Genomic DNA, 19,457 nt, shown 5'->3' on the forward strand with positions numbered 1-19,457 from the left:
CCAGCCGTGAAATTCCAGGTCCTGGACATCATCCCTCACCTGAGAAACCCGGTGACCGGGAGCATCGTCTCGCCGGCGGACCGGTTCGACCAGGTGATCCGGACCGCGCAGCGGGCCGAGGAGCTCGGCTTCGATGCGTTCGCGGTGGGGGAGCGGCACGCGGGGGAGTTCCTCTCCTCCTCGCCGACCGCGGTGCTCGCTGCCATCGCAGCGGTGACCGACACGATCCGGCTGCAGAGCGGGGTCACGGTGCTGTCGGTGCTGGATCCGGTGCGCGTGGCGGAGGACTACGCCACCATCGACCAGCTCAGCCGGGGACGCCTGGAACTCGTCATCGGCAAGGGCAATGAAGTGCTGCAGTATCCACTGTTCGGTCTGGACCTGGCGCAGCAGTGGGACCTGCTGGAGGAGAAGTACGCCCTCCTGCGCCGTCTCTGGCGTGAGGAGGACGTGACCTGGTCCGGCGAGTTGCGGGCGCCGCTGGTGGAACCGGTGACGACGACGCCGCGACCCTTCGCCGGGGCGCCGCGGGTCTGGCACGGCTCCGCGACGTCGCTCCGGTCGGTGGAGCTCGCGGCCACCTGGGGGGATCCGCTGTTCACCGCCAACGCCATCCAGCCGCGGGAGAACTACAAGGTACTGATCGACCACTACACCGAGCAGTACCTGGCCGCCGGGCATGACCCGGCGCAGCGTTACATCGCCTCCGGCTCCGGAGCCGGAGGGATCTTCCTCGCGGACAGCACCGCCGCCGCGAAGCAGGCGTTCGGTCCCGTCTATGAAGCCCTGACGGCGGGACGGAACGTGCCCGGGAACAACTCCCCGTTCCGGGACATTGACCACGCCGTCGCGGAAGGGCCCGCCCTGGTCGGCAGCCCGGAGGACGTCGCCGCGAAGATCCTGGACTACCACGCCCTGTACGGGCATTCCCTGCAGTCCATCTCGCTGCCCACCACCCTTCCGTTCGAGCAGCAGATCGAGATCCTGGAGCGGTTCGCCGCCGACGTCATCCCGGTGGTCCGCGCGGCTGCGCCCACCACGCTGTGGGAGGACGAGGACCCCTACGGCAGCCGCCCCGAGACCGCCGCCCACACCAGCAGGAGCAACCATGCCTACGCACACTGAGATTCCGCCCTTCACCGCCGCCTGGGAGCAGTGGCACGCCGCACACGAACGCCACCGCGCCCACCCGCACGGTTTCCTTGGCGTCACCCACCTGCACTGGCTGGGGACCACCTCCGTCCGGCTGGACGGTGCCCCCGGCGCGTGGAGCGCCGAGGACGACGCCGTGCGGATCGTCCTGGAGCCGGGCGAGAGCCTGCAGCGCGACGGTCAGGAGCTGAACGCGGAGGCCGGCACCACGATCACGATCGGCCCCATCGCGGAGCGGGGCGGGATCGACCTCGTCGCCGGCGAATCGGTGATCGAGGTTGCCAAGCGTGGCGGCCGGTACGTCGTCCGGCCGCGTGATCCGCACACCGCCCTGCTGCGGGATTACCGCGGGACGCCCGCCTATGCGCCGAACCCGGAGTTCTCCGTCGCCGGCACCTTCGTGCCGTTCCCCGCGCCTCGCCCCACCACGGTGGGCGCCGCCGTCGAAGGCATCCAGCACGTCTACGAAGCGCCGGGCGAGATCCGCTTCGAGCTCGCCGGCCAGGAACTGACCCTGACGGCATTCAACGGCTTCGCCCCCGGATCGCTCCTCGTGCTGTTCACCGATTACACGTCCGGCCGCACGACGTATGCCGCCAACCGCTCGCTGTCCGTGGTCCCGGCCGAGGACGGGTCCGTGCAGCTCGATTTCAACCATGCCGTGAACCTGCCCTGCGCCTACACGGACCTCGCCACCTGCCCGTTGCCGCCGGCGGAGAACCGGCTGCCGGTGGCCATCGAAGCCGGCGAGAAGATCCCCTACGAGCGTCAGGACCAGCAGTGAGCACGATCGACGACCGCACCGCAACAGCAGCCAGGGCCGGGTTCCTGGCCATCGAACTCGACGGAGCCGGGTGGGACGGAACGGGGTTCGGAAGTCCCGACGGCTTCGCGAGCCTGGCTGAAGCCGTCCTCGCCGCCGAATCCGCAGGATTCCACGTGGCCACCTTCGCCGACTCACCGCGTGCCGGCCGCGTGAACGCCCTGCAGCGCGCTGCCTACGCCGGACCGGTCACGCGGACCATCGCGCTGGTTCCCGAGGTGGACACCGTCTACACCGAGCCGTTCCACGTCTCCACGCAGCTGGCAAGCCTCGACTACGTCTCCGGTGGCCGTGCCGGGTGGATCGCAACGGCAGCGGAATTCCCCGAAACGGCAGCTGCCGTAGGCCGCGAGAACGTGAGCGGCACCGCCCTGGCGCAGGAAGCCGCCGCATCGATCGAGGTCTCCCGCCGCCTGTGGGACTCGTGGGAGGACGACGCCGTGATCCGCGACGTCGCCACGGGCCGGTACATCGATGCGGACAAGCTGCACTACGTCGACTACAAGACCCCGGAGGGCTTCGGCGCCCCCTACTCCGTCAAGGGCCCGTCCATCATCCCCCGCCCGCTGCAGGGACAGCTGCCGATCCTTGCTCCCGCCTCCATCGTGGGTACGGGGCAGGTTCCGGCGGACGCCGTCGATGCCGTGCTCGTCACCGCTCCGACGCCGGAACTGCTGACCGCGGAGATCCGGGACGTCCGGCACCGGCTGGGAGCGGCAGTGGCGATCGTCGGCGAGCTCGACGTCGTCCTGGACGCCCGAGGGCAGGCCGCCGTGGAGCGGGCCACCGGTCCGGTGAGCGGCCGCGCACGGTACGTCGGTTCCGCAGCCGACCTCGTGGACTTCCTCGAACCGCTCCTGGCGGAAGCCGACGGCGTCCGTCTGCACCCGGCGTCGCTCGCCGTGGAACTGGACGAACTCGCCCGGTGGGTCCTGCCCGAGCTGAGGCGCCGCGGCGCACTCCGCGCACCGGTCCAGGACGGCACCTTCCGGGACCTGCTGGGACTTCCACGCCCGGCCAGCCGCTACGCCCACCCGTCCACCACCGCCGGAAACTAGGGGATCCCATGCCACAGCACAGCAGCGCCTTCACTCCATCGGGCACGCTACAGCTCGGTGTCTTCTTCCAGGGAGTCAACTCCGGCACGATCTGGAAGGCAGCCGAATCCGGCTCCCAGACCGACTTCGAGTCCTTCCGCCGCATAGCGCAAACGGCCGAGCGCGGACTGTTCGCCGCGTTCTTCCTCGGCGAGGGACTCCGCCTGAGGGAACACCTCGGCAGGCCCCACGCGCTGGACGTCGTGGGCAGGCCGGACGCGCAGACCATGCTCGCCGCGCTGGCCTCGGTCACCACCCACATCGGGCTCGCGGCCACTCAGAACACGACCTACAACGACCCGGCGGACCTGGCCCATCGCCTGTCCTCGCTGGACCTGATCTCCGGCGGTCGTGCCGCATGGAACATGGTGACGACCGACAACGCCTGGACCGGGGAGAACTTCCGTCGCGGCGGATACCTGGACCACGCCGACCGCTACGTCCACGCCGAGGCGTTCGTGCGGACGGCCAAGGCCATCTGGGACTCCTGGGCCCCGGACGCCATCGCCTCCGACGGGACCGCCGGGACAGCCGGGACGGCCGGGAACTGGCCGGCGGACGGAGCGGTGCGCCGCGTGCACCACGAGGGACAGCACTACACCGTCGACTACACCCCGCGGCTGCCGCGCAGCCCGCAGCACCACCCGGTGCTGTTCCAGGCGGGGGATTCCCCTGCCGGGCGGGACTTCGCGGCGCGGCAGGCCGATGTCATCTTCTCCGCCCACCCGCAGTTCGACGCCGCCGTGGCCTTCCGTGCCGACATCATCGAGCGCACGCTCCGTGCAGGGCGTCCCGCCGACGCCGTGAAGATCATGCCCGCCAGCGAATTCATCCTGGCCCCGACCAGCGCGGAGGCAGCGGAGAAGAAGGCCTGGGTCCGCGAACTCCAGATCGGGCCACAGCAGGCCATCGCCTACCTCGAGCAGTTCTGGGGCCGGCAGCTGGACGGCTGGGATCCGGACGGACCCTTGCCGGACATCGACCCGGCGGTCGAGGAGACCTCGGAGACCCGCGGCAGCGGCTTCCACGGGGCCAAGGCTGGAGAACTGACAGCGCAGTGGCGCCAGGAGGCGGCGGAGAAGGGGCAGAGCATCCTGGAATTCGTCCGCGCGAAAGCCGCGCGGTCGGACGCCTCCTTCGTGGGCTCGTACTCGGAGGTGGCCGACACCCTGGCCGACTACGCGCGTGTCGGTGCCGTGGACGGCTTCAACATCTCCCCCTGGCTGATCCCCACCGGCCTCGACGACATCGTCAACCACCTGGTCCCCGAACTGCAGGAACGCGGGGTCTACCCCACGCAGTACCGGGGGACCACCCTGCGCGAGAACCTGGGGCTCGCGGTCCCGGACCGTGCCGCAGCCGGCGAACCAGCCATCCGCTGACCCACCCACCCATCGAGCCCCACCCACCCGTAAGACAGACCGGAAGGCCTGCACCATGAACAGCACCGCTCCCTCGCCCCGCCGCTCCCGGCCACACGCACTGCTCGGCGTCACCCTGCTCGGCCCGGCCCTGCTGGGCCTGGCCGGTTGCGCGGATCCCGGCTCGGCGGCAGTGGACGGGCTCACTCCGGTGGACGCCGCGTCCACGGCGTCCCCGGCGGCCGAATTCAACCTCTCGCCGGAGCAGGACCGGTTCACGTCCGACGCCTCCGCCGACGCGCAGGCCCTGGTGCCGGAGGAGGTCAGTGCGGACGGCAAGCTCAGTGTGGCCGTGAGCCCCTTCGCCGCCCCGCTGGCGCTCTACGCGACCGACAACACGACCGCGATCGGCAACGAGGTGGACATCGCCTACGCACTCGCCGAGTCACTGGGCCTGGAGGCAGAGGTGATCCCGGTGACCTGGGCCGACTGGCCGCTCGGTGTGGAGTCCGGCAAGTACGAGGCCGTGATCAGCAATGTCACGGTCACCGAGGAGCGCAAGCAGAAGTTCGACTTCGCCAGCTACCGCAATGACCTGCTCGGCTTCTACGCTCCGTCCGATGCCCCGATCAGCGAGATCAAGGAGGCGAAGGACATCGCAGGCCTCCGGGTGATCGTGGGCTCCGGGACGAACCAGGAGAAGATCCTGCTGGAGTGGGATGCCGAGAACACGAAGAACGGGCTGGAGCCGGTCGAATTCCAGTACTACGACGACGACTCGGCGTCCTCGCTGGCCCTGCAGTCCGGCCGGGCCGACGTGTCCTTCGGCCCGAACGCCACGGGCGCCTACAAGGCCCGGGCCGACGGCGAAACCACGCTGGTGGGCCTGGTGGACGGCGGCTGGCCGAAGAAAGCCAACATCGCCGTGGCCACGCAGAAGGGCAACGGCTTCGCCGCGGCCGCGCAGGCAGGGCTGAACCACCTGATCGACAACGGCACCTACGGCAAGATCCTGGACCGCTGGGGCCTGACCACCGAGGCGATCGAGAAGTCCGAGCTCAACCCGCCCGGACTGGGTTCCTGAGTCACTGCCGGCCTCGAGCAGGCGGCCTACGCTGTCCGGGGAGGGATAGGTGAGGCATTCCGCGTTGTGGGCGCCCCGCTTGTCGACTAACAGGAACGGGCCCTCGATCACGATGTCCGAGGCGCGTGTATACCATCCTGTCCCTGTGTCGGTGGCGGTGATCGTCCTCGCTTCGGTCACCACCCAGAAGTCGGTGGTCTCGCCGTCGGCGTCGATCTAGGTGGTGCTGTGGAACGCGACGGTAGTCACGCCCGCATGCCCTCGATCGGGTTCCTTCCTGTGTCGAGGTAGTACTCCCGTAGCGCGAGATGCTGTGCGGCCTCCTCGTCCAGGACGACGGTCGCCCGACGGTGCAGCTGCAGCACCGACGCCGGGCACATACTGGACAGCGGTCCCTCGAGTGCTGCGCGTACCGCCGGGGCCTTGGCCGAGCCCTGGGCGACGAGCAGCACCTCGGCCGCGTCGAGGATCGTGCCGAGCCCCTGGGTGAGGCAGTGGCGGGGGACGTCCCCGGGATCGGGGAAGAAGCGTGCGTTGTCCCTGCGGGTGGCTGCCATCAGTGTCTTCGGCCGGGTGCGCGAGGACAGGGAGGAGCTCGGCTCGTTGAACCCGATGTGCCCGTTCCGACCTATGCCCAGCAGCTGCAGGTCCACACCCCCCGCTTCGGCCATCGCCGCCTCGTACCGCTCGCATTCGGCGTCCAGGTCGGCGGCGCAGCCGTTCGGGACATGGACGTTGGCCGGGTCGAGGCGGAGTTTGTCGGTCACTTCCTGTTGGATCACCGACCGGTAGCTCCGGGGGTCGTCCGCCGGGAGGCCGACGTACTCGTCGAGCGCGAAGGCCTTCAGTTGGGCCAGGGCGGGGATCCACTGGTCGGCCAGTGCACGGTAGATGGCCAGCGGAGAGGACCCGGTGGCGACGCCGAGCGTGTGGATCCTGCCCCGGCGCACGCCGTCGAGGATGACGCCGGCTCCATAGGCGCCGATGTCCTCGGTGCTGTCGAGGATGACGACACGCATCGTGGACTCCGATCTGTGCAAGGGGGATCGAGGACGCTAACTGTGCGTCATCGACCGCCGGGGATCAGGATCGAGCGCAGCCCGGACCCTGCCGCCAGTTCATCCAGTGCCTGTTGTGCATCGCCCAGCGGGCGGACGGTGTCGATGAGTTCCTCCAGCGGCAGCTGCCCGGCGAGGTAGAGCCGTGACAGGCGGGGGATGTCGACGTGCGCGACGCTGGACCCGTAGTTGCAGCCGAGGATCCGCTTGCCCTGGTCGGCGAGGTCGAAGGGGTCGATGGAGGACCGCGCACCGATGCGCGTCATCCCGACCAGCACCGCAGCACCGCCGGGGGCCAGCAGCCCCGGCAGGGTCTCGATGACCTTCTCGTTGCCGATGGCCTCGAACGCGAAGTCCACCCCTCCGAGTTCCTCGCTGACGTAGGACGCGAGGTCCGTCGTCCGCGGGTCGACGGTGAGGGTCGCGCCCAGTTCTTCCGCTTTGGTGCGTTTGGCCTCGGACAGGTCGGCGGCGATGATCGGATACGCGCCGGCGAGCTTGAGCCCCATGATGACCGACAGGCCCACCCCGCCGCAGCCGATGACGACCGCCGACGATCCGGCCGGGACATCGGCGGTGTTGAGCACGGCGCCCACGCCGGTCGTCACCGAGCAGCCCAGCAGCGCCCCGACGGTGAACGGGACGTCCTTGCCCACCTTCACGGCGGCCGTCTCCGGGACGACGACCTCGCTGGTGAAGGTCCCGAGCCCGAGATAGGGCCACAGGTCCTGCCCGTTCCCGTCGGAGAACGGCGTGCTCCCGTCCGGCAGTGTGTGGTCCAGGGCGGTGGTCCCCGTGCAGAGCCAGCCCCTGCCCGCCGCGCAGTTGACGCATTTCCTGCACGGGGCGAACCAGGACAGGACGACATGGTCCCCTGGCGCCAGGTCCGTGACGTCGGGCCCCGTCTCCTGCACCACGCCGGACGCCTCGTGGCCCAGGACCAGGGGGCGTTCCGTGGGCCAGTCCCCGTTGACGATGTGCAGATCGGAGTGACAGACCCCGGTGGCACGGATCTCCACGCGGACCTGCCCGCGGTCCGGGGGCCGTACCTGGACGGGTTCGAGGGACGGTCCGGCCCCTGGCCGGAAGGTGAAAGCGGAAGTGTCGGTCACGGGCTGTTCCTAGTCTGTGGTGATGGTCTTCGAGAGCTTCTCGTTGCTCTCCCGCAGGTGCGCTTCCTCGGCGCCACGGTCGATGGTCCGGCTGAGCAGCAGGTATGCCACCGACGTGGTCAGGAGGCCCACGAACCAGGCGATGTCCACGCCCCCGAGCGCCGTGGCCACGGGGCCCACGTAGCTCCAGTTCCCGACGGCAGGCAGCAGCATGAACGGGATCTCGGTCAGCAGGCCGATGGCAAATGCCGTCAGCCCTTGCCAGCCCCAGGCGCCGTAGATGCCCTTCGGGGTGAACAGGTCGGTGATCGCGTAGTGGCCCTTCCGGACGAGGAAGAAGTCGACGAGGTTCGTGGCCGTCCACGGCACCAGGATGTAGAGCATCAGGGTCAGGGCCGAGAAGACGGTCGCGACCGCGCCCGAGTTGATGGAAGCGGCGATGGCGTACCAGGCGACGGCCAGAGCCAGGATGGTCACGACGCGTGCGGTGGTCCTCGGCTTGATGGGCCGGATCGAATCGATGGTCGTGAGCACCGTCAGCATTCCGCCGTAGGCGTTCATGCCCATGGTCGCCGTGAGCGCAAGCGCGGAGAGCAGGGCGGCCGCGTCCCCCAGGCGGGCGAAGACGGAGTTGCCCGCGGTCTGGAGCCCGACGAGCCCGTCCGTCGCACCGAGCGCGATCGACAGCCAGGCGCCGAGGATGATCAGCCAGATCGCCGAGGACGACGCACCGAAGAAGACTGCGGCGATCACCGACCGGGCCCGGGTGGTGGTGGGCAGGTAGCGGGAGTAGTCGGAGACGTACGGGGCATACGTGATGTTGTAGGCAGCGCAGGCAGCGAACTGGGCCATGAAGGCCGGCCAGGTGAATCCGTACTCCCCGCCGCTCAACGACCCGCCGGCAGCGCCGGTGATGACGCCGATCGTCAGGATCGTCATGATCGGCAGCGAGACATACAGCAGGATGCGGAATGCCTTGTGGAGCCAGTCGTGGCCGAAGATGGCCAGGACCACCCCGGCGAGGGTTGCCAGCACGGCGATCACCGTGGGGTTCCAGCCGAAGGAGCCGCTCAGGCCTTCGCTGAGAAGCACGGTGTCGGCGACGTTGAAGGCCATGTAGGTGAACAGCGTGGCCAGGAGCGGCACGATCACGCCGCGATAGCCGAACTGCGCCCGTGACTGGATCAGCTGGGGGAGGCCCATGGTCGGGCCCTGGGACGCGTGGAAGGCCATGAACACGGTGCCGACGGCGATGCCGAGGATGCTGGCGAGCACGGTCCAGCCGAAGGACAGTCCCAGGGACGGGCCGATGAAGCCGATCGGGATGGAGAAGTACTGGAAGTTGCCGAGGAACCACAGGGGTGCCTGATGCCATAGCTTCCCGTGGCGTTCGTTCTCGGGGACCCAGTCGATCGAGCGTGTCTCGATCAGCGGGGGAGCCGTGAGGGCGGGTGTCTGGTCGTTCGGAACGTGCGACATGGTCACCTTCGTCGGTAGGGGCTGGAAGGGTCGCCGTCGTCGCCGTGCTGGCGGCGGACTGCAGGTCGGGGACGGCGCCCGTTCCCGGAGGAACAGGCGTGGCCCAAGAATATGACGTGGTTCACACCTAACCAAATCTTATTCGGTTATGCGGTCCGTCACCACTTCTGCTCGCTGGGGGAGGAGAATCCGGGGTCTGCCATACTCGGAGAATGGCACGGCCACGCAAGCAACTGTTGTCTCGGGACATCATCCTCGAAGCCGCCCTGGAACTGGTCGGCAGGCACCGCGACTTCACGATCACCGGGATCGCCCAGCACCTGGGCGTCAATCCCTCCTCGCTGTACCACCACATGATCGGGGGCAGGGACGAGATCATCGAGGCCCTCCGGGAGCGGATCTACCGCGAGATCGACCTCGACGCGCTGGGTGGGGCGGACGCGAGCTGGCAGTCGAGGATCGAGTACTGGGTCCTGGCCTACCGGGAGGCCGTGGCGCGCTACCCTTCGGCGATCCCGCTGCTCCTGGGGCGCATGGTCGACGACGCGCCGACGCTGGCCCTGTACGAGGTCCTGGCGTCGGCGCTCGCCGAGGCCGGCGTGCCGCGGGAGCAGCACCTGGCGGTGATCTCCATGCTCGACGCCCTGGTCTTCGGATCGGCCCTCGATGCTGCTTCCCCCGATCCGCTCTGGCTGTCCAGCGCGGACGCCCATCCCGCTCTGCACGGGGCCGGAGCCTCGGAGCCTGCCCCGGACCGCATCGGGGAAGGCTTGCGTCTGGGGATCCGGGCGGCGATCAGCTACCTGGAGGTCTCGCGGGCCGGGTTCGATCGAGTATGAGATAGGAACGCAGGCCGCAATGCTTCTCCCAGATCGTCCGGATGTCTCCTAGCATCGCGCCCCAGCGCTCGTGGGGTTGGTTGTGGATCCTTGCCGGAGGCGCCCTGTTGACCCAGACCGCACTCAACCTCGTGCGGCCCGTCACCACCTACAAGCTTCTGGCCCTCGACGCGGACACCACCACCATCGGCCTGGTGACTGCCGCCTACGCCCTCATCCCCCTGCTCAGTGCGCTGCCGCTCGGGCGGCTCAGTGACAGGATGCGGCGGCTGAGCCGGCTGGTCGCCCTGGGAGCGGCCCTGCTCGGCCTGGGCTCCCTGGCGCTTGCGCTGTCCTCCAGCATCGCCCTCGTCGCAGGAGCCAATGCACTGCTCGGGTTCGGGCACCTGGTCTTCACCATCGCCGGCCAGACACTGATCACCCGCCATGCCCGTCCCGGGCAGATGAACGCCGCCTTCGGATGGTTCACGGCGGCCTACTCCGCCGGACAACTCGTCGGACCACTGATCGCGGGCCTCCTGCTGGGCTCCAGCCTCGGAACGGTCTCCGCGGAGCGCTCCGCCAGTATCACGGTAGCCCTGTGGGTCGGCGCAGGCCTGTCGCTGCTGGCGGCTCCGATCGTGCTGTTCCGCACCGCCCGGCCACCCGAGAGCACGGCCCCTGCCCCCGCTGTCGGCACTCCCGCCGGAGGTCCCGAACAGCCCGACGACGGACGCTCTCTGCCTGCCCGACAGGAACGGGCGACGCTGTCGGCGATCCTGGGGCGAGCGGGCGTGCCGTCCCACATGCTGGCATCCCTGTCGCTGCTGGCGATGCTGGACATCCTGACCGCCTTCCTTCCCCTTGCGGGGGAGGAGGCGGGCATTCCACCCGCCCAGATCGGGGTGCTGCTGGCCATTCGTGGGGCTGCTTCCATCCTGTCCCGATCCTGCCTGCCCTGGCTGTCCTCCCGACTGTCGTCCCGGACGCTGCTGCTCGTCAGCCTGTACGGATCCGGAGTGGCTCTGATCTTCCCCCCGCTGACCGTCGGTCAGCCGTGGATCGTCGTACCGCTGCTGGTCATCGGCGGGTTCTGCCTCGGTCTCGGGCAGCCGCTGACGATGACGCTCGTCTCCACTGCCGTCCCTGACGGGTGGCGGGGCACGGCTCTTGCCGTCCGGCTGACCGGCAACCGCGTAGGACAGGTCGTCATGCCGATCACCGCCGGTTTCCTTGCCGCCCCGCTGGGGGCAGCCGGCGCCATCTGGTTCAGTTGCGCGGTCCTCCTCGTCAGCGCGTGCGAAAAAACCGCCCGCCGGTAGGGGCGAAGCGGGTCGGCGAGCGGAGCCGGCGTCCGATGCCGGCCGTGACACACGAATGCACCCGGCGAGTCGGTACTCGCCGGGTGCATTCGTCGTCCTAGTGGTCGGCGGCCGCCCGCGCCGGTCCGGCCTTCGCCTCGCCGCGCAGGCTCCACGCCGCCAGTACGGACGCCCCCACCATGAGCAGGGCTGCGATGCCGGAGGTGACCGTGACGCCGCTGTCGAAGGCGGCGAACGCCGAATCCCGCAGGAGCGCAGCGGAGGTCGGGCCGAGCTGCGTGCCGACCTCGACGGCACCCCCGAGGGTCTCCGTGGACGACTCCACCTGTGCGGAGGTGAGGCCCGCGGGGAGCATCAGGTTCCGCTGGTAGGAGGCGAGCAGGATGCTGCCCAGCACCGCGGTGCCGAGGACCGAGCCGACCTCGTAGGCGGTCTCCGAGACGGCGGAGGCGGCTCCGGCCTTGTCGGCCGGCACCGTGGACAGGATCAGGTCGTTGGAGACCGTTTCCGACGCTCCCACGCCGATCCCGAGGATGACGAAGGCGACCAGGAGGAAGCCCGCCGATCCGCCCTCGCCGAGCAGGGCGATCATCGCGTAGGCAACGGCCGAGAAGAGCAGCGACACCGAGACGACGGCATGCGGCGGCAGCCGCCGGGCGAGCGGTACGACGCCGAGGCCGGCGACGATGGTCACCAGGAGGCCCGGCAGCAGCACGAGCCCGGCGTCGAGCGGGGTGTAGCCCAGGATCAGCTGCAGATGCTGCGAGACGAAGAACAGGAACCCGACGAGCGAGAAGATCGCGAGGAGGTTCACCAGGACGGCTCCCGTGAAGGCCCGCACCGTGAACAGGCGGACGTCGAGCATCGGGTCGCGCCGCTGGAGCTGGCGCACGACGAACGCCGTGCCGGCGGCGAGGCCGATGAATGCCGCCGTCACGGAGACGAGCAGTGGACCTCCCTTCGCCAGGTTCTTGATGGCGTAGACGATCGGCAGCATCGTCGCGATGGACAGGGCGATGCCGGCGTAATCCACGCGGCCCGGGTTCGAGTCCCTGGACTCGGGCACGACGGCCGGGGTCAGCGCGAGCATGAGGACGAGTACGGGCACCGCCAGGAGGAACACCGAGCCCCACCAGAAGTGCTCGAGCAGGGCGCCGCCGAGCAGGGGGCCGAGGGCAGCGCCGGCTGAGAACCCTGCGGCCCACACCGCGATGGCGATCCTCCGCTGGTTCCGGTCGGCGAAGATGTTGCGGATCAGCGACAGGGTCGACGGCATGAGCATGGCGCCGAACACACCGAGGCCGACGCGGGACGCGACGAGGAAGGCCGCGGTCGGGGCGAAGGCTGCGACCACGGAGAAGAGGGCGAAGCCGGCCGCGCCGATCATGAGCAGGCGCCGGCGGCCGAAGCGGTCTCCCAGGCTGCCCATCGCGACCAGGAGTCCCGCGAGCACGAGGGGGTAGCTGTCCACGATCCAGAGCAGTGTGGTGCCACTTGTGGCGAAGTGGCGGGAGATTTCCGGCAGCGCGAAGCTCAGGACGGTGTTGTCGACCGAGACCAGCAGCACCGGCAGCATCAGCACGGCGAGGGAGAACCATTCGCGGCGGCCGGCAAGGGAGGCGGGGGAGGAGGGGGAAACGGCACGCGGGTTCACCCCGGTGCGCGCGGAGGTGGAAGGTGAAGTGGTCATTCATCTAAGCTATACCGTCCAGCCGGTACAGTACAACAAAAGTGACCGGTATCATCAAGGAGTGTCCAGTTCCCGTGAGCGCATCCTCGACAGCTTCGAAGACGCGCTGATCCGCGAAGGCGAGAGGGCCGCCACCATGGAGGCGGTCGCCGCCGCCGCCGATGTCTCCAAGGGTGGCCTGCTGTACCACTTCCCCTCCAAGGAGGCACTGGTGGACGGGCTCGCCGACCGGCTCCGGGGACTGGCCGACAAGGACCGCGAGGCCATGACGTCGGCGCCGGACGGAGCGGCCCGCTACTACGTCCGCACCTCGGTGTTCGAGGACAGCGCCCTCGACCGGGCTCTCGTGTCGATGGCCCGCCTCGCCCAGCAGGGCCACCCCACGGCGAAGGCCTCCCTCGCCGGGATCCAGGAACGGTGGCTGGACGCCCTCGAGGCCAAGCTCGGTGATCGCACGACGGCGCGCGCCGTCAAGCTGCTGGGTGACGGGCTCTACTACGATGCCGCGTTCTTCGCCTCCGCCGGTGCCGGCCGGACCAGCAGCGAGGAGATCGAGGAACTGCTCGACGTCGTCGACCTCATCGTTTCCGCCCGCAGGGCCACCGGCTCCTGACCGGCCGCTCCAGCCATGCATCCCGGAGGATCTGACCCTAGAGTGGGCCGTGCAGGAACATCCGGCCCACCCAGCAACCACCGACCAGGGATGACGATGATCAAGGGCTTCAAGGATTTTATTCTCCGCGGCAACGTCGTCGAACTGGCGATCGCCGTCGTGATCGGCGGCGCCTTCACCGCCCTCGTGGGGGCCTTCACCGCGAACATCATCAACCCGATCATCGCGTCCGCGGGCGGAGTCGATGCCGCCGGATTCGGTTTCAACATCCGGCCGGGCAACGATGCCACCTTTGTCGACATCGGTGCCGTCATCACGGCGGCAGTCTCGTTCCTCATCACGGCGGCCGTGGTCTACTTCCTCTTCGTCGTCCCCCTGAACTCCGCGAACCGGCGTCTCCACCACCGCGCCGCTCCCCACGTACCCGCGGAGGACCCGATTCCCGTGGATACCGCCCTGCTCACGGAGATGCGCGACCTGCTGAAGGACATGGCGGGGCGGGACGCCCGGCAATGAGGGAGCAGGAGGCGGCGGTGCGCATCGCCCCTCCGGTGTCCGCCGCGGATGGGAGCGGCGGACCTGCAGTACCGCTTCGGGGGAGGGACCGATGAACGACGACGAGGCAGCGGACCGCCGCGCTCAGCGCGCCGAGGCGGGCGTGCGCCTCGACCGGCTGGTCGGCGGGCTGCTGGACCATGCCGGTGTCGGGCGCACCACGATGTTCGGGAGTGCCGCGATCTCCCTGAACGGGAAGCTGTTCGCCCTGCTCGACCGGGAGGGCCGGCTCATGGTCAAGGTGCCCGCGGAACGCGCAGCAGCCCTCGTCGCCCAGGGTGCTGCGGTTCCGGCGCGGATCGGACGAGGGACGGCCCGGGAGTGGGTGGGCATCGCGCCGGAGGAGTCCGGGACGGAGGACCAGGACCGCGAGTGGACCGAGTTCCTGCTCGAGGCCTACGACTACGCCGTCCAGCTCCAGGCGGACAGCGCCGGCGCCGCCTCCGATTGAGCTCGTCCGCGGGATCCGCCGGTCGCGGCGACAGGCGCTACCGGGGCCGATGCAGTGCGAGCGCGGGCTCCCGGTCGGTTGCGGTCGTCAGCGCCGCGTGTCCGCCAGGTCGGAGGTCGACGGCCCTTCGAGCAGCTTCCCGTCGGCCGTGAAACGCGAACCGTGCAGCGGGCAGTCCCAGGACCGCTCGGCGTCGTTCCAGGTCAGGACGCCGCGCAGGTGGGGGCAGACGGCCGAGACGCGATGCTGGACGCCGTCGACCGTGCAGACACCGATGGGCCGTGCGCCCTCCCGGATGACGCGGCCCTCGCCCTCTCCGGGGGCCGAGGAGCCGGTCTTCGCGAGGCCCGACAGCCAACCGGTCACCAGGTCCATGCCGACGACGGCGTTCGCCTGGGCGGTCTGGAGCGCGTCCGCAGGGCTGACCTTCGTCCGGTAGAGGGTCTGGGCCCACGGCATGTTGCCCCCGAGGATCTCGCCGGACAGGGCCATGGATGCCGCGACGGCGTTCGTCATGCCCCACTTGTTGTAGCCCGTCGCCGCATAGATGTGCCCGCCGCCGGCCGGGACCTTGCCGACGTAGGGCACGGCGGCGGCAGGGGCGTAGTCCTGCGCGGACCAGGCGTAGGCGGGCCGCGCCGTGGGGAAGTACTCCTGCGCCCAGCGCGTGAGGCCGTCCACCCGGCCCTGGGTGTTCGAGCTGTGCCCGACCCGATGGCCGTTGCCGCCCGCGATCAGGTACTTGGTCCCGTTCACGGTCGCCGTGCGCAGGGAACGGGTGGGCGAATCGACGCTGAGGTACATGTCCTCGGGGACGTCGTCGTGTACGGTCAGGGCCACGCAGTACGAGCGCATCGGCTGCAGGACGGCGAAGTAGCCTCCCCGGTCGAGGATCGGGATGCCCGTGGCGAGCACCACGTTCGATGCCGTCACGGCGCCCGCGGTGGTCTTCAACTCCACGCCCTCCGACCCGGTCTTCGCGACGCCCTCCACCCGGACGCCCTCGATCAGCGCACCGCCGTGCCGCCGGAGCTCCGACGCCAGGCCGGCCAGCACCTCGAGCGGGTGGAACTGCGCCTGGTCCTTCAGGCGCAGCGTCTTGCGGACGGGGAAGGGAAGATCGGTGGCGGCGCCGAGCTCGGTGGCGAGGCCCGCCTCGGTGCACGCCTCGTGCTCGGAGACGAGCTTGCGGGCGCCGGTGTCGGTGGTCGCGTAGTTGACGGCGTCCCGGGTCTCGTAGCCGATCCCGTGCTCGTCGCAGAAGCGCAGCAGCCAGCTCTGGCCCTCGCGGTTGCCCAGGACGTAGGCGCGGGCGAGTTCGGCGTCGTGGTGCTGGAGGATCGTCGAGATGCTGGTGCCCTGCAGGAGGGAGAGCTTCGCCGTGGTGTTGCCCGTGGTCACCGCTCCGGCGGTCCGCGCCTCGAGGACCGCCACACGGTGGCCCGCCCGCGCCAGCAGGAGCGCCGTCGTCAGGCCCGTCAGTCCCGCTCCCACCACCACGGAGTCGTACGCGGTGCCGTCCTGCAGGGTGTCGGACGGGATGTGCGGAGCAGTGTCGAGCCAGAGCGATCTCATGGTGGTCCCTTCGCGAGCCGGTCGGTCTTCCCACGGAACCACTAAGCATGCTTACAGTCAAGCGGCCCGACGGCCGTCGGAGGCGGGCTACGCGGTGCACTATCTGGAGACGTCCGCGGAGCACGCGAGCCAGGAGCGGCTGCACGCTGCTCCTGGGTCAGCGATCGCTGGGGCGTCGTTCAGCCATCGGCGCCCGGGACGTCGGATGAGATGTGGGCCGCCCAGACGCCAATGGCCTGCTCGAACACATGGAGGGCTTCAGCGACATCCTCTGGCGACGTGAACGTGATCACCGCACGGTTGTGGCCAACCCACTTCAAGCGCCCATCGAGGTCATCCAGGGGAATGGCCGGCCATTCCGGTTTTGGTTTCGCGCCGGTGTGGAGGATGACCTGGAGAACTCCGGGCCGACGCATACTGAAGGTCGCGAAATCGTCGCCTCTCGCGAAGTTCGGTGCTTGCCACTTGATGCTCTCGACGGCTTCTGGCACCGCCCGAAGGATTGCACTCCTGAGTGTCCGAGCGGCGGTGGTCATCGTGTGCGACTGTTGGTCGAACCAGGCGTCGACGACGCTGTCCTTACTGGTCATGGGGAAACCCTAATCCCGCACATCGAACACTGCCCGGCTGAGCGGTCCCGTACAGTCCTCCGCCCTACGGTATGACCAGGCTTGCGGTCCGCACGGCGGATACGACGTCGAGGATCCCGTGGGCAGCCGCGGCCGCGTCCTCCTGATCGGTGATGAACGAGGCATGGGTGGCCCCGTCGATGACGCGGTGCACGCTGTTGGTCGACAAGGCGGCAAGGGCGTCCTGCGCCGCGCCCCAGCCGGGCTGGCTGCCGCTGCCTGCTGTGAGAACGACCAGCGGCTTGTCGGTGAGGTCGTCGAGGGCGGCAGCCTGCTGCGTCGATGCGCCGCCCTGGCCGTACTCGTCGAGGGTGCTCTGCAGGTGGGTGGGTGTCACGCCGAGCAACTGGCCGATGCCCAGTCGCGCTACGCCCGCGGCAAGTGCCGAGACCCGCCGCGTCGTGCCCTGGGAACCGGATCCAGATCCGGTGCCGTGTGCTGGTTCCGTATCCGGGTCGGATGCCGGCGCGGTCGAGTCCACCAGGGCCAGCCCGGCCACGTCCTCGGGATAGCGTGCAGCGAACGTCAGCGCGTAGAGTCCGCCGAACGAGTGTCCCGCCAGCACGTACGGCCCGGGCACGTTCCCGCGCTGCAGCAGCGTGTGAAGGTCGGTGGCAATCCGTGCGGCGTCCTGCGGGGTGTTCGCCGGATCGCTCCACCCACGACCTGCCCGGTCATAGACGCATACCCGGGTGTCGAGGGCAACGGCCGGGGCTATCCGTTCGAGATCCGATGACACTCCGCCGGCGCCCGGTTCGAGCACGACGGTAGGACTGCCTGAACCGGTGCAATCCAGGTGCAGGCGGTGTCCGCCCACATCGATCAGCCGGCCCGGCATCGAGTGGGCCTTCGCGTCCGCCGCTTCGCCTGCGGCTTCGTACCCTCCACCGATCGAGGCAAGAACCAGCACTGCGATCACCGGGTAGAGCAGGAGGCGTCCGCTGCGGCTCCGAAGCCGCCGCCTCGCCTGGAGAATCATCCAGAGGGCCAACACCAGTACTGCAGGCGGCCACACCCAGGTGAGCGCCTCGCGCATCGGGGGACCGAACACCACCAGGAGACACCCGGCCAGTCCCAGGAAGAGTGCGGGAACTGCGGCCCATTTCTGCGGCTGATCGGTGAACCGTCCCGAGAGCACGGCCAGCATGGCCCACCCCAGCGCAAGCCCGACCAGGATGGCCCCGGTCACCCCGCTCTCCGTTACCGGAATGAACGGCGCGGCGGCCAACAGAACTGCGGCGAGGACCCCGGCAGTCAGTGAGCCGGCCACTATCCAGCCGATGTGTCCCCTGGACGGAGGATCGGGGCGAGGCGTGTGGTTCCTACCCTTGACTGGAGGGCCAACGTGAGCGGCAGCCATGCTGTCCCTACCGGCCGGAGTGAATGCCATGCGCCCATGGTGTCACTCAGCGCCAACGGACATGCAGCGTGAAAAGGCCCTTCATGGAAAGGATTCTGCCCTGCGAGTGATCCGCAGGGAACGCCACCTCCAGGCGTGGTGAGGGTGTTGATAAGTCCTTCCGCACGAAGGCGAATCCCGGTCCGATGCTGTCTGCCCAGGGAAAAATCAAAGGGCTTCGATGCGTTGATCTCTTGCACTCGTAGGCGCATGCTGTGGGAACCTCCACGTTCGAGCTGGGCGAAGGTGGTGCTCGTTGACGAATCCCAACGGGCCCTTGAGCGCTGTTGTTCCTCCGCCGCTGATCACGGTGGCCTCGACTCGTAAGTCCGCTCGACTGTTCCTACTACGTCCCGTTCTGTGGTGTCGCACCCCTGGTCAACGACGTCGTCGACACGTCGGCCGGGCAGGGTAGCCGCAATACTGCAACGGTCACCGGCATCCTCTGACGAAGAGGTGGGGTGGGCGCGTCCACAACGGCGCCACCGCGTGCAACTTCCGCCGAGCGGGTCCACCCGGGACCGAGGACTTGGCGCCAGACCTGTTCAACGAGAATCCAGGGGCCCTGCCAGGGCCGGTACCAGGTCGAAACCATGTGGAGCATTTGGGGTGCAGGGCTGATGACCGGCCTTGCGTTGATCTTCGGCATTGGAGCGCAGAACGCGTTCGTGCTGCGTCAAGGCCTCCGCCGGGAGCATGTGGGCGTGGTGGTGGTGCTTTGTATTGCCAGCGACGCGTTGCTGATCCTCGGGGGCACTTTCGGGATCGGGGCGCTGGTGTCCGGGGTTCCTGCCGCCTTGATCGTGCTGAAGTGGTGTGGGGCCGCTTACCTCGGGTGGTGGGCGGTGCGGTCTTTTGCTGCTTCACTGAAACCGTCACCGTTGACCGTTGAGGTTCAGCGGTCGCGGGGCCCGGTAGTGGTGACGACCTTGGCCGTGACGTACCTGAACCCCAACGTCTACCTCGACACCGTCGTGTTGCTGGGCAGTCTCGCCAACCAGCACGGCCCTGATGCCCGGTGGCTTTTCGCGGCAGGGGCGGTGGCAGGAAGCGCCGTCTGGTTCCCCGCCCTGGGGTACGGGGCCCGGGCGCTGTCCGGACCGCTCAGCAGCCCGCAGACGTGGCGGTTGGTAGATCTCGCTACCGGTGCGGTGATGCTCGTTCTCGCCTTCAAGCTGGTACTTGGCGACCTCACCGTCAGCAGGAGTGGCGCGTAGCCGTTGAACCTGGCGCTCCAGT

General features: G+C 69.1%; 18 protein-coding genes. 11 read left to right on the plus strand and 7 right to left on the minus strand.

The window, feature by feature from the left end:
- Window positions 1-6 precede the first annotated feature (6 nt).
- Genes P5G52_RS04195 through P5G52_RS04215 form a run of 5 tightly spaced genes read left to right on the plus strand, consistent with a single transcriptional unit; the run spans window position 7 to window position 5,517 of the window.
- A complete protein-coding gene (locus P5G52_RS04195) occupies window positions 7-1,125 on the plus strand; it encodes an LLM class flavin-dependent oxidoreductase (RefSeq protein WP_301224963.1) in 1,119 nt (372 codons plus the stop codon).
- Window positions 1,109-1,936, plus strand: coding sequence for a DUF1684 domain-containing protein (locus P5G52_RS04200; protein WP_301224965.1), 828 nt, complete (start codon window positions 1,109-1,111; stop codon window positions 1,934-1,936). The genes P5G52_RS04195 and P5G52_RS04200 overlap by 17 nt, the downstream gene beginning before the upstream one ends.
- The gene (locus tag P5G52_RS04205; protein WP_301224967.1) at window positions 1,933-3,033 is read left to right on the plus strand and encodes an LLM class flavin-dependent oxidoreductase; all 1,101 of its coding nucleotides are present in this window, start codon (window positions 1,933-1,935) and stop codon (window positions 3,031-3,033) included. The genes P5G52_RS04200 and P5G52_RS04205 overlap by 4 nt, the downstream gene beginning before the upstream one ends.
- Window positions 3,034-3,041: 8 nt before the next feature.
- Window positions 3,042-4,454: an NtaA/DmoA family FMN-dependent monooxygenase gene (locus tag P5G52_RS04210; RefSeq protein ID WP_301224969.1), complete on the plus strand. Its 1,413-nt coding sequence runs from the start codon at window positions 3,042-3,044 to the stop codon at window positions 4,452-4,454.
- A 55-nt stretch (window positions 4,455-4,509) separates the two neighbouring features.
- Window positions 4,510-5,517, plus strand: coding sequence for an ABC transporter substrate-binding protein (locus P5G52_RS04215; RefSeq protein ID WP_301224971.1), 1,008 nt, complete (start codon window positions 4,510-4,512; stop codon window positions 5,515-5,517).
- A gap of 245 nt (window positions 5,518-5,762) precedes the next feature.
- On the opposite strand, the gene nagB is transcribed toward P5G52_RS04215, so the two are convergent.
- Genes nagB through P5G52_RS04230 form a run of 3 tightly spaced genes read right to left on the minus strand, consistent with a single transcriptional unit; the run spans window position 5,763 to window position 9,166 of the window.
- Window positions 5,763-6,536, minus strand: coding sequence for a glucosamine-6-phosphate deaminase (gene nagB / locus P5G52_RS04220; protein WP_301224973.1), 774 nt, complete (start codon window positions 6,534-6,536; stop codon window positions 5,763-5,765).
- Window positions 6,537-6,583: 47 nt separating this feature from the next.
- Window positions 6,584-7,687 (minus strand): alcohol dehydrogenase catalytic domain-containing protein, encoded by a 1,104-nt coding sequence (locus P5G52_RS04225; RefSeq protein ID WP_301224975.1) that lies wholly within the window; start codon window positions 7,685-7,687, stop codon window positions 6,584-6,586.
- 9 nt (window positions 7,688-7,696) lie between these two features.
- On the minus strand, window positions 7,697-9,166 hold the full coding sequence (locus tag P5G52_RS04230; RefSeq protein ID WP_301224977.1) for a purine-cytosine permease family protein: 1,470 nt from the start codon (window positions 9,164-9,166) through the stop codon (window positions 7,697-7,699).
- 212 nt (window positions 9,167-9,378) lie between these two features.
- Between P5G52_RS04230 and P5G52_RS04235 the strand changes: the two genes are divergently transcribed.
- Both P5G52_RS04235 and P5G52_RS04240 read left to right on the plus strand, forming a co-directional pair.
- Window positions 9,379-10,005 carry a TetR/AcrR family transcriptional regulator gene (locus P5G52_RS04235; protein ID WP_301224979.1) on the plus strand — a complete coding sequence of 209 codons (627 nt, stop codon included), beginning with the start codon at window positions 9,379-9,381 and terminating at the stop codon, window positions 10,003-10,005.
- 41 nt (window positions 10,006-10,046) lie between these two features.
- The gene (locus P5G52_RS04240) at window positions 10,047-11,306 is read left to right on the plus strand and encodes an MFS transporter (RefSeq protein ID WP_363321861.1); all 1,260 of its coding nucleotides are present in this window, start codon (window positions 10,047-10,049) and stop codon (window positions 11,304-11,306) included.
- 97 nt (window positions 11,307-11,403) lie between these two features.
- Here the strand turns inward: P5G52_RS04240 and P5G52_RS04245 are convergent, their stop codons facing one another.
- Window positions 11,404-12,996 (minus strand): MFS transporter, encoded by a 1,593-nt coding sequence (locus P5G52_RS04245; protein WP_301224983.1) that lies wholly within the window; start codon window positions 12,994-12,996, stop codon window positions 11,404-11,406.
- A gap of 61 nt (window positions 12,997-13,057) precedes the next feature.
- Here P5G52_RS04245 and P5G52_RS04250 point away from each other — a divergent pair, with 61 nt between their 5' ends.
- From P5G52_RS04250 to P5G52_RS04260, 3 genes are all read left to right on the plus strand, one after another.
- Window positions 13,058-13,609 (plus strand): TetR/AcrR family transcriptional regulator, encoded by a 552-nt coding sequence (locus P5G52_RS04250; RefSeq protein ID WP_301224984.1) that lies wholly within the window; start codon window positions 13,058-13,060, stop codon window positions 13,607-13,609.
- A 96-nt stretch (window positions 13,610-13,705) separates the two neighbouring features.
- Window positions 13,706-14,125, plus strand: a complete 420-nt coding sequence (gene mscL / locus P5G52_RS04255; protein ID WP_301228643.1) for a large conductance mechanosensitive channel protein MscL — start codon at window positions 13,706-13,708, stop codon at window positions 14,123-14,125.
- Window positions 14,126-14,216: 91 nt separating this feature from the next.
- Complete coding sequence (locus tag P5G52_RS04260; protein ID WP_301224985.1) at window positions 14,217-14,615, plus strand: MmcQ/YjbR family DNA-binding protein; 399 nt, start codon at window positions 14,217-14,219, stop codon at window positions 14,613-14,615.
- Window positions 14,616-14,702: 87 nt separating this feature from the next.
- On the opposite strand, the gene P5G52_RS04265 is transcribed toward P5G52_RS04260, so the two are convergent.
- From P5G52_RS04265 to P5G52_RS04275, 3 genes are all read right to left on the minus strand, one after another.
- Window positions 14,703-16,190, minus strand: a complete 1,488-nt coding sequence (locus P5G52_RS04265) for an FAD-dependent oxidoreductase (protein ID WP_301224986.1) — start codon at window positions 16,188-16,190, stop codon at window positions 14,703-14,705.
- Window positions 16,191-16,369: 179 nt separating this feature from the next.
- Entirely contained in the window at window positions 16,370-16,780 is a 411-nt protein-coding gene (locus tag P5G52_RS04270) for a DUF1801 domain-containing protein (protein ID WP_301224987.1), read from the minus strand.
- A 64-nt stretch (window positions 16,781-16,844) separates the two neighbouring features.
- Window positions 16,845-18,008, minus strand: a complete 1,164-nt coding sequence (locus P5G52_RS04275; RefSeq protein WP_301224989.1) for an alpha/beta fold hydrolase — start codon at window positions 18,006-18,008, stop codon at window positions 16,845-16,847.
- An 830-nt stretch (window positions 18,009-18,838) separates the two neighbouring features.
- On the opposite strand from P5G52_RS04275, the gene P5G52_RS04280 reads away from it, so the two are divergent.
- On the plus strand, window positions 18,839-19,435 hold the full coding sequence (locus tag P5G52_RS04280; RefSeq protein ID WP_459076895.1) for a LysE/ArgO family amino acid transporter: 597 nt from the start codon (window positions 18,839-18,841) through the stop codon (window positions 19,433-19,435).
- Window positions 19,436-19,457: the final 22 nt, after the last annotated feature.

Origin of the sequence: Arthrobacter burdickii, assembly GCF_030433645.1 — a bacterium.
GTDB classification, from domain to species: domain Bacteria; phylum Actinomycetota; class Actinomycetes; order Actinomycetales; family Micrococcaceae; genus Arthrobacter_D; species Arthrobacter_D burdickii.

Coding starts and splice junctions, on each gene's coding strand:
- P5G52_RS04200 (WP_301224965.1), top strand. CDS start 1,109: ATGCCTACGCACACTGAGATTCCGCCCTTCACCGCCGCCTGGGAGCAG.
- P5G52_RS04210 (WP_301224969.1), top strand. CDS start 3,042: ATGCCACAGCACAGCAGCGCCTTCACTCCATCGGGCACGCTACAGCTC.
- P5G52_RS04215 (WP_301224971.1), top strand. CDS start 4,510: ATGAACAGCACCGCTCCCTCGCCCCGCCGCTCCCGGCCACACGCACTG.
- nagB (WP_301224973.1), bottom strand. CDS start 6,536: ATGCGTGTCGTCATCCTCGACAGCACCGAGGACATCGGCGCCTATGGA.
- P5G52_RS04230 (WP_301224977.1), bottom strand. CDS start 9,166: ATGTCGCACGTTCCGAACGACCAGACACCCGCCCTCACGGCTCCCCCG.
- P5G52_RS04235 (WP_301224979.1), top strand. CDS start 9,379: ATGGCACGGCCACGCAAGCAACTGTTGTCTCGGGACATCATCCTCGAA.
- P5G52_RS04240 (WP_363321861.1), top strand. CDS start 10,047: ATGTCTCCTAGCATCGCGCCCCAGCGCTCGTGGGGTTGGTTGTGGATC.
- P5G52_RS04245 (WP_301224983.1), bottom strand. CDS start 12,996: ATGACCACTTCACCTTCCACCTCCGCGCGCACCGGGGTGAACCCGCGT.
- mscL (WP_301228643.1), top strand. CDS start 13,706: ATGATCAAGGGCTTCAAGGATTTTATTCTCCGCGGCAACGTCGTCGAA.
- P5G52_RS04260 (WP_301224985.1), top strand. CDS start 14,217: ATGAACGACGACGAGGCAGCGGACCGCCGCGCTCAGCGCGCCGAGGCG.
- P5G52_RS04265 (WP_301224986.1), bottom strand. CDS start 16,190: ATGAGATCGCTCTGGCTCGACACTGCTCCGCACATCCCGTCCGACACC.
- P5G52_RS04270 (WP_301224987.1), bottom strand. CDS start 16,780: ATGACCAGTAAGGACAGCGTCGTCGACGCCTGGTTCGACCAACAGTCG.
- P5G52_RS04280 (WP_459076895.1), top strand. CDS start 18,839: ATGACCGGCCTTGCGTTGATCTTCGGCATTGGAGCGCAGAACGCGTTC.